Consider the following 2,125-nt stretch of genomic DNA (forward strand, 5'->3'; position numbering starts at 1 on the left):
GGGATCGGTTCGCTGACCTCGGGCGATGGGATCAAGCTGGTTCAGGTTGATGGCACATCATCGGCAGGCGCGCTTACCCTCACGGGCGGGCAGGTCAATGTCGGGGCCTTCACCTATCTGCTGTACAACGGCGGCCAGAGCAATCCGGCCGATCAGGACTGGTATCTGCGGTCGCGGATGCGCGATCTGGTGGCGCCGCTTTCCAGCGTCACCCGGATCTCGCAGGATATCGGATTGTCATCGCTCGGCACGCTTAACGAGCGCGTCGGTGATCGCAATCCCGATGCCCGCACCGGTGCGCTCACGGGGCTGTGGGGCCGGGCCTTTGGCAAGGACTACAGCGATACCACCCGCTCAACCACGCTGGGTGACAGCCGCAGCAATGGCCTGTTTGGCGGGATGCAGATGGGTATCGACCTCTACGGTAGCCAGAGCACCCACGTTGGGGTCTTTGGTGCGAAGGTCTGGTCGGGGACGACCGACTTTGTCACCGCGCCGTTCTTTGCCAATGCCGGGATCACCCGTTCAAACGGCTGGGTCGCAGGCGGCTATGCCACCTTCTATGCTCCGGGCTTCTACGTCGATGCCGTGGTTCAGGGCGGCTGGTACGATCACCGTGCCAATGCCAACGATGGCACCAGCTTTGCCACCAAGAGCCAAAGCACCCAGGCATCGCTCGAATTGGGCACTGCCTTCGGCTCAAGCTGGAAGATCGAACCTCAGGTCCAGCTGATCTACAGCCACACCAGCGTTGACAGCTTCCTCGACAGCACCGGAACTGCCGGCGCAATTGCTGATGATGATTCAGTCATCGGCCGGGCCGGTTTCCGCCTCAAGCGGACCTGGGACACCAACCCCAGCAACGCGGGCGGGTTGTTCTCGTTCTACGGCAAGGCCAATCTGTGGAATGCCTTCAGCGGCGCAAAATCAACTGTCTTCTACGGCACGTCGACCCCGCAGCTGGTCGAATTCAAGCAGACCTGGGCTGATGTTGGGCTGGGCACCACCTTCAGCGTTGGAACTGGCGCAGATTTCTTTGCCGATGCGGATGTTGAATTCGGGATCGATCAGCCCGCTACCGCACTCAGCGGCCGGGTAGGTTTCCGGATCCGCTGGTAAACGAAACCAACGGGGTGGGGCGTCCGAAACCGGATGGCCCACCCCGCGCCAGTCTGTTCCAGATCTAACGCACGTCTGGCGCCCGTCTAAACGCGGGCGCCAAACCGCGCGACCAGCTCGTGCCGGCCCGGTGCGAAATGCTGGGTCACCAAAGTAACCGGAGTATCGCCGCGCCAGGTCCTGCGGCGGACAGTCAGGCAGGGGCTTCCCGGCGGACAAGCAAGCGCTTTGGCCAGCGCAGGACCAGCAGCTTCGGCGCTGATCCGGTGCTCAGCCTCGGTCCATGGGGCATGGGCCAGCAGCCAGGTTCCCGGTGCCTCAAGCGCCAGATCTGCATCAGCAATTGCTGGAACTTCGGCCAGATTGACCAGCCGGTGCTCAAACGCCAGCGGCGCGTCATCGGCCCAATGGACGCCCTCGATCTCCAGCAGCGGAGCATTGCGGCCAAGCGCGGCAGAGCGCAGCGCGCGGCGGCTGTCCAGCTGCCACAGGTAACGCGATCCGCGCGCGGCCATCTCAGCGGCAAGGTCGGTAATCTCCAGCACCATCGCCTGGCTGCGCGGGCGCGCTACAAAGCTTCCGGCGCGGCGGCGGCGCTCGATCAGGCCCGCTTCGGCCAAGGCGGTCAGCGCCTTGTTGGCGGTCATCCGGGCGCAGCCATATTGCGCTGCCAGATCGGCATCGCCCGGCACGCGCGCTCCCGGAACCCATTCACCAGACAGGATTTTACCTTCGATTGACCGGCGGATCTGCTCGCTAATCGGCAGGGTCATGCCAGCAGCCTGGCCAAGGTGCTGCGGTAGGCCCGCGAAATTGCATCTCGGCTCAGATGCCGGCCACCCTTGACCACTTGCTTGCCGCGCCGCCAGACGCCATCCACCGTACCGCGCCCGCCTGCAAAGATCCACTGGTCGAGCCACTGATCGCCGGTTGCCCCGCACAGCGCCGGATGCCCGGCATCAAGCGTAATGAAATCTGCTGCCTGTCCTTCAGCCAGGCCCATCCC

The 2,125-nt window shown here is 64.0% G+C and carries 2 protein-coding genes and 1 pseudogene; 1 reads left to right on the forward strand and 2 read right to left on the reverse strand.

The window, feature by feature from the left end; translation table 11 throughout:
* Positions 1-1,119: autotransporter outer membrane beta-barrel domain-containing protein (locus ABL914_RS13860; protein ID WP_391563777.1), on the forward strand; the 1,119-nt coding region annotated here is incomplete at its 5' end.
* Positions 1,120-1,205: 86 nt separating this feature from the next.
* Here ABL914_RS13860 and ABL914_RS13865 read toward each other — a convergent pair.
* Entirely contained in the window at positions 1,206-1,892 is a 687-nt protein-coding gene (locus ABL914_RS13865; protein WP_391563778.1) for a UTRA domain-containing protein, read from the reverse strand.
* A pseudogene (locus ABL914_RS13870) lies at positions 1,889-2,125 on the reverse strand (formimidoylglutamate deiminase); the annotation flags it as partial. The pseudogene ABL914_RS13870 and the gene ABL914_RS13865, both read right to left, overlap by 4 nt.

This window comes from Novosphingobium sp. (assembly GCF_040079535.1).
Lineage (GTDB): Bacteria > Pseudomonadota > Alphaproteobacteria > Sphingomonadales > Sphingomonadaceae > Novosphingobium.

Bases quoted from the DNA above. Each gene is read 5' to 3' on its own strand.
- ABL914_RS13865 (WP_391563778.1), bottom strand. From the start codon at position 1,892: ATGACCCTGCCGATTAGCGAGCAGATCCGCCGGTCAATCGAAGGTAAA.